Source organism: Gordonia sp. OPL2 (assembly GCF_003797825.1).
In the GTDB taxonomy this organism is placed as follows: domain Bacteria; phylum Actinomycetota; class Actinomycetes; order Mycobacteriales; family Mycobacteriaceae; genus Gordonia.
In genome coordinates, this window is sequence record NZ_RKME01000009.1 from 176,283 (window position 1) to 182,282 (window position 6,000).

Below are 6,000 nucleotides of genomic sequence, written 5' to 3' on the forward strand. Positions count from 1 at the left end.
ATTCGTGCCATGCGGTGATGGTTCGGGTGATCGCCGGTCGGGTGGCACGGTAGGTTCTCTGCCATGGCTGTCTCCGCGAAGATCGAGTTCGATGTCGCCGCCCCACCGTCGGTCGTGATGGAGGTGCTGCTGGACATCGAGTCCCTGCCCGACTGGTCCGGCCCGCACAAGGAGGCCGAGATCCTCACCGAGTACGACGACGGGACGCCGGAGCAGGTCCGCGTGGTGGTCACCGCGGCCGGCATCTCCGACGAGCAGAAGCTGACCTACACCTGGACCGAGAACAGCTGCAGCTGGGATCTGATCGAGGCCAACCAGCTCAGTGAGCAGCACGGTTCCTATGTGGTGACACCGAAGGGCGACGGATCGCACGTGGAGTTCACCCTCGAGGTCGAGCTGAAGATCAAGATGCCCGGCCTCATCGTGAAGCGCGCACAGAAGATGGCCGTCGACACCGCACGCAAGGGTCTGACCGCCGAGGTCGAGCGCCGCGCCACCGACTGACACGCCGACCGACCCCGGACGCCGCAGGCGCTGATCGATGAGTACCCTGTGCAGCAGTGCTTCTCGCACTCTGCGTTCCGTGGCGACCGGGGAGAGGTCAATCTTTATGCGAATCAACAAATTTGGGGCTCGAGCCGCGGCATTCGTGATCGGCGGGTCGGCGATGGCCTGGCTGATCGGCGTGGGCGGTGGCACCGCCGAGGCGGCGACGACCTGTTCGGCGGCCAATGGTCATCAGGTCGAGCGGATCATCGGCAAGGGTGGTTGCGGGGCCAAGGCCGGTCCGGGCAGCACGGCCTTCTCCGAGGAGTCCAGCGGCGCGGGCACCGCGGTGGCCGTCGCGGACAAGGGTGGGAACTCGACCGCGCGTAATCTTCAGCCCGGTTCCACGGCGCTCGCCGGTTCGACGACACGGGGCACCGCCTACTCGGTGACCACCGGACCGAGTGCGTTCTCGGTCGCGCAGGCACGGCAGGGCGGCACGACCATCGCCGTCGGTGGCTGGGGTGGACAGGCCATCGCCGGAGCCGACGGTGCGGTGTGCCAGGGCGGGTTCTCCACGGCCTTCGACTCCACCACCGGAAAAGCTTGTCTGCGATCGGGTTCGGTCAATCTGCACAACTGATGCGCGGTTCGATCGGCACGACTGATCGCCACCGCTGAGCACTGTCGCCGCCGGTGTCCGCCGGCCACGTCACGCACGTGGTCACGCGGGCCCGGCGGCGATCTCGTTCACCTCTTCGCAAGACGCTGTTTCCGCGATGCGCATATCGTTGAACGGTGACCGAGCTACATGATCCCGCCCTGAACACCTCCGATGCGATCGGGCCCGATTTCAGCGTCCTGAACGGTCGGGAGGCGCTGCAGCAACTCGTCGACCTGCACAACACGACTCAGTTCGCGGTCAACGACGACGATGACGACGACCCGGTGCTGCTGACGCTGCCCGAGCGCAACGTCGTCGACACGTGGCGTCAGGACTATCCGTACGACGAGCGGATGAGCCGTCGGGAGTACGAGGTGACCAAGCGTCGCCTGCAGATCGAACTGCTCAAGCTTCAGAAGTGGTCCAAACAGACCGGGCAGCGGCACCTGCTGGTGTTCGAGGGCCGCGACGCCGCCGGCAAGGGCGGCACCATCAAGCGGTTCAACGAGCATCTCAACCCACGCGGAGCCCGCACCATCGCCCTCGAGAAGCCGAGTGAGCGCGAATCGACCGAGTGGTACTTCCAGCGCTACGTGCAGCATCTGCCGGCCGGTGGGGAGATGGTGTTCTTCGACCGCTCCTGGTACAACCGGGCCGGTGTCGAACGGGTGATGGGATTCTGTACACCCGAGCAGTACTCGCAGTTCATGACGCAGGTGCCGGCGTTCGAGAAGATGCTCGTCGACGACGGCATCAACCTCGTCAAGTTCTGGTTCTCGGTGACGCCGCTCGAACAGCGCACCCGATTCGCGATCCGGCAGATCGATCCCGTGCGGCAGTGGAAGCTGTCGCCGATGGATCTGGCCTCGCTCGACAAGTGGGAGGCCTACACCCAGGCGAAGGAGACGATGTTCGCGGCCACCGACACCGACCACGCACCCTGGACGGTCGTCAAGAGCAACGACAAGAAGCGGGCCCGGCTCAACGCGATGCGCCACGTCCTGAGCCTCTTCGACTACGAGGGCAAGAACCCCGAGTTCGTCGGTGAGCCCGACCCGTTGATCGTCGGGCGCGCTCGTGATCTGGTCGGGGAGTAGGTACCTCCTCCCTGGCCGATCCGTCTCGGTAGCCTCGTGGGCGTGCGGACATTCCTCAGCGGACTCCTGACCCTCGTGGCGATCGTGGCGATCGTCGTCGCCTTCCCGTCACTGTGGGTGAAGGAGCGGCTGGTCGACCCGGAAGGGTTCGTCTCGACAGTGACGCCGATGGCCTCCGACGAGCGGGTCAAGGACTACCTGGCCGGGGAGATCTCGGCGTCGGTCACCCAGCAGGTGGGTGTGCAGGGTGCGTCCGCGGTCATCGAACCGGCGGTGCGGGCCTACACCCACAGCGATCAGTTCGAGGCGGACTTCGTCGACGTCGTCTCCCAGCAACATGCGTGGCTGTTCGACCCGCCGCCGCCGGGCGGACCGTCGACCGTGATGGAACTCGACATCACCGACATGGTGAACCGCGTCATCGCGCAGACCGGGATCAGCGCCCGCGTGTCGGGACCGATCGTGGTGCCGCTCAATCGCGGTGGATCGGGTCTGGAGGCCGGCCGCTATCACGAGGTGGGACAACAGATCACGACACTCGCGTACTGGTCCCTGGTGATCGCCGTGGCGGGCTCTGTGCTGGCGCTGTTGTTCGCACGCCGACGGGGAACGGTCCTGGCGTGGTTGGGAATCGGCCTGATCGCGTCGGCGGCGTTCGCCTGGGCGGTCGGTGTCTTCTTCGCCGAACGGGCGAAGCAGGAGGTCGAGGGAGCCGAGGAATCCGGGCGTGAGGTCGCCGAGCTGATCGTCGACGGCGCGGTGTCCGATCTGCACCATCTGGCGCTGATCGTCGGAGGTGTGGGTGCCGGTGTGGTCGTTCTCGGTGTGATCGTGCGACTGGTCTTCGCCGGGTCTCCGTCGCGTCGATGACGGCGGAGCGTCCGGTCGTCGAGCCGGTGATCGAGGAGATCCGCCTGCCGGACGGGACCGTGACGCCGTTGCGTGTGACCGTCGACTATCCGGACCGGCCGATCATGGTGCTCTGGCCCGGACTCGGGGTGCCCGCAGGCTATTTCGACCTGTTCGCCGCGCATTGTGGGCGGCTGGGGGTCAATGTGGTCGTCGGCGATCTGCGCGGTCAGGGTGGCAGCAGGCCGCGGCCGACCGCGGCGAGCCGGTTCGGTCATCACGCTCTCGCGTCCGAGGACATCCCGGCCGCGATCGAGGTGGCCCGCCGGTACTGTCCGTCGGCGCCCCTCTACGTCGCGGGACATTCGATGGGAGGGCACATCGCCTCGATGTTCGTGGCCCGCAATGCGGTTCGTCACGATCACGACGTCGCCGGCCTGGTTCTGATCGCGTCCGGGGTGCCGCACTGGAAGCTCTATCGTGGCGGCATGGGGGTGCTGGCCACGGTCGGTCCGCCGGCCATGCACCGGGTGTCGAAGACGCTGGGATACTGGCCGGGAACGGCGATCGAGGGATACGGGCGGCAATCACGTGTGTTGATCCGCGACTGGACCTACCTCAACAGGCATGGACGGTTCTCGCCGCGTGGCGCCGACGTCGACTACGAGCAGGCGATGGCCACCATGGAGATGCCTGTGTGCGCGGTCACCGTCGGCGCCGACACCGATGCGCCGCCGAGGGTGATGCGTGCACTGACATCGAAGTTCACACGATGTGACGTTGCCGCACATCACATTCCCGCCCCGCTCGGGCACAACGGGTGGGCGCGGGATCCGCGGGCGCCGGAGGTCGTCACCCGGTGGATCGCCGATGTTCGTTGACCGGGTACGAGTGCCGGCCGAGCTGTCCGGCGATGCGGAATCGTGGCTGACCGAAGTGCCGGCGCTCGAGGCCGTGGTCGGCGGGAGGCCGATCGAGTTCACGGCACCACTCACGTTCTTCGTGGGGGAGAACGGTTCTGGGAAGTCGACTGTCGCGGAGGCGATCGGCGAACGGTTCGGACTCGACCCGCGCGGTGGGCGTGCCGCCATCGTCGGCGGGAATCGGGATCTGCCGAAATCCGCACTGGGTGAGATCATGTCGCTCGACCTCACCTGGTCGGGGCAGAGCATGCTGCGCGCCCCGCGGGAGGATCGTCAGGGTTTCTTCTTCCGTGCGGAGACGGTCGTCGAGATGAACCATCGATTCGCGGGTGTCCGCGGGTACTGGGACGGCGACGTCGAACGGCAAAGTCACGGTGAGGGTTTCATGAGCATCCTGGACTCGATGCTCACCGAACCCGGCATCTACATCTTCGACGAGCCGGAGTCCGCGTTCTCGTTCACCTCCACACTGCAATTCCTCGTGACGCTCACCGAACTCGTGGAGATCGGTTCGCAGGTCATCTGTGCGACCCACTCACCGATCCTGACCGCCGCGCCGAACGCCCAGATCATCGAGATGTCCGACGACGGGCCGGTCGACGCCGACTGGGAGGATCTGGATCTCGTGCGGCACTGGCGGCGATTTCTCGACGATCCGCGGAGCTATCTGCGGCACTTGTAGATGTCGATGGTGGCTCGTGTGTTGGAAGTTGAGCGGGCTGTTGAGCGAGGCTGCCTGTGGATGCGAAGCTGCCTGTGGACAACGCGCCTTACCGGGCTGTGCTGTCGGCTCAACGGGTTAGTCTCGTGCCCAGTTGATCTCACGCGGGCGCACGCCATCGATGACGGACACACGATCACGTCCTGTCACTTCCAGCCGAAGGTGCTCGCCGCATGCACTCCCTGTTCGCTCCCGCCGACGACGCGGCGCTCACTGCGTTGCTGTCGTCGGAGGATCCGAATGAGGTCGCGCGGACGCATCTGCGGCTGAGTCGCCGTCACGAGGCCCGTGCCGTGGTCCTGAGTCATCGGATCGGCGAATCGGTGTACAACGAGATGCTGCACAGTCAGCAGCCGACCGGGCGCATGTCGCTGCGAAAGGCTGCCGAGAAGGCGGCCCTCGGTGAGGTGTCCCTGCAGATGGGGGTCTCGCGAACCAAGGCGGGGACCTGGCTGGCACTGGGTGAGGCGCTGCAAGAGTTCCCGAAGATCCTGGCCGCCTACCTGGAGGGCGACCACAGCACTCATCGGGTGCAGAAGCTGGTGCGTGCCGCGCAGATCGCGCCTGATGCGGAGATCACCGAAGACATGGTGGGTGAGCAGGCCCCGTCCGGTGATGACGGCGGAGACGTCGACCACGGTGCCGGCGACGGCGGCGATGATCCGGAGCTGACACTGGACGATCTGGTAGTCGACGGGGAGGGCCGGCCTGGTGCCGAGAGCGATCCCGGCGATCCCGGTGTTCCCGCTGCTGAGGACGAACCCGCTGCTGAGGATGAACCTGCTGCGGACGCCGACGGCTCCGGCGCCGAGTCGGGTCCCAGCGACCATGAGGGGGTGGCCATCGACTTCGAGGACCTGGCACTCGAATTGGCGTCGCGGCCCATCACCGACACGGACCTGGTCGATGCACTCAGTGATCTGGTGATCAGCCTCGATCCCGATCGTGCCGCCGAGGTCCGGGAGGAGTTCGCCGAGGAGTGGCAGAACGTCGTCATCACCACCGACACCGCCGGACACGCCGTGATCGAGGCACGTGTGCCCGCCGAACACGGTGTCCACCTCGGGAACCGATTGTCCACGATGGTCTCCGACCGGGTCTGTCCCGCTGATCCCCGCACCGTCGGGCAGCGCAGGGTCATCGCCCTCGCCGAACTGATCGGGATTCCGGGGGTACGGCTGTCGTGCGCGTGTGGGCGCAGAAACTGTCGTGCTGCCGCGAATGGTGGCAACCGGACGCGGCGCGAGGCGGAGATCGGTC

Annotated in this window: 6 protein-coding genes and 1 pseudogene; all 7 read left to right on the forward strand. The window is 66.4% G+C overall.

All coding sequences use genetic code 11. The annotated features are described in order from the left end of the window. Positions 1-63: 63 nt before the first annotated feature. Positions 64-504: an SRPBCC family protein gene (locus tag EEB19_RS11960; RefSeq protein WP_187586459.1), complete on the forward strand. Its 441-nt coding sequence runs from the start codon at positions 64-66 to the stop codon at positions 502-504. 106 nt (positions 505-610) lie between these two features. Then, the gene (locus tag EEB19_RS11965) at positions 611-1,129 is read left to right on the forward strand and encodes a DUF6764 family protein (RefSeq protein WP_187586460.1); all 519 of its coding nucleotides are present in this window, start codon (positions 611-613) and stop codon (positions 1,127-1,129) included. 155 nt (positions 1,130-1,284) lie between these two features. Beyond that, a complete protein-coding gene (ppk2, locus tag EEB19_RS11970; protein WP_187586462.1) occupies positions 1,285-2,247 on the forward strand; it encodes a polyphosphate kinase 2 in 963 nt (320 codons plus the stop codon). A 42-nt stretch (positions 2,248-2,289) separates the two neighbouring features. Then, on the forward strand, positions 2,290-3,117 hold the full coding sequence (locus EEB19_RS11975) for a hypothetical protein (protein ID WP_187586465.1): 828 nt from the start codon (positions 2,290-2,292) through the stop codon (positions 3,115-3,117). Beyond that, positions 3,114-3,977: an alpha/beta fold hydrolase gene (locus EEB19_RS11980; protein ID WP_187586466.1), complete on the forward strand. Its 864-nt coding sequence runs from the start codon at positions 3,114-3,116 to the stop codon at positions 3,975-3,977. Before EEB19_RS11975 ends, EEB19_RS11980 begins: the two co-directional genes overlap by 4 nt. Continuing rightward, positions 3,967-4,701 (forward strand): AAA family ATPase, encoded by a 735-nt coding sequence (locus tag EEB19_RS11985; protein ID WP_187586468.1) that lies wholly within the window; start codon positions 3,967-3,969, stop codon positions 4,699-4,701. The genes EEB19_RS11980 and EEB19_RS11985 overlap by 11 nt, the downstream gene beginning before the upstream one ends. A 212-nt stretch (positions 4,702-4,913) precedes the next feature. Continuing rightward, positions 4,914-6,000: pseudogene (locus tag EEB19_RS11990) on the forward strand (13E12 repeat family protein); the annotation flags it as partial.

Coding starts and splice junctions, on each gene's coding strand:
- EEB19_RS11985 (WP_187586468.1), top strand. CDS start 3,967: ATGTTCGTTGACCGGGTACGAGTGCCGGCCGAGCTGTCCGGCGATGCG.
- EEB19_RS11980 (WP_187586466.1), top strand. CDS start 3,114: ATGACGGCGGAGCGTCCGGTCGTCGAGCCGGTGATCGAGGAGATCCGC.
- EEB19_RS11960 (WP_187586459.1), top strand. CDS start 64: ATGGCTGTCTCCGCGAAGATCGAGTTCGATGTCGCCGCCCCACCGTCG.
- EEB19_RS11965 (WP_187586460.1), top strand. CDS start 611: ATGCGAATCAACAAATTTGGGGCTCGAGCCGCGGCATTCGTGATCGGC.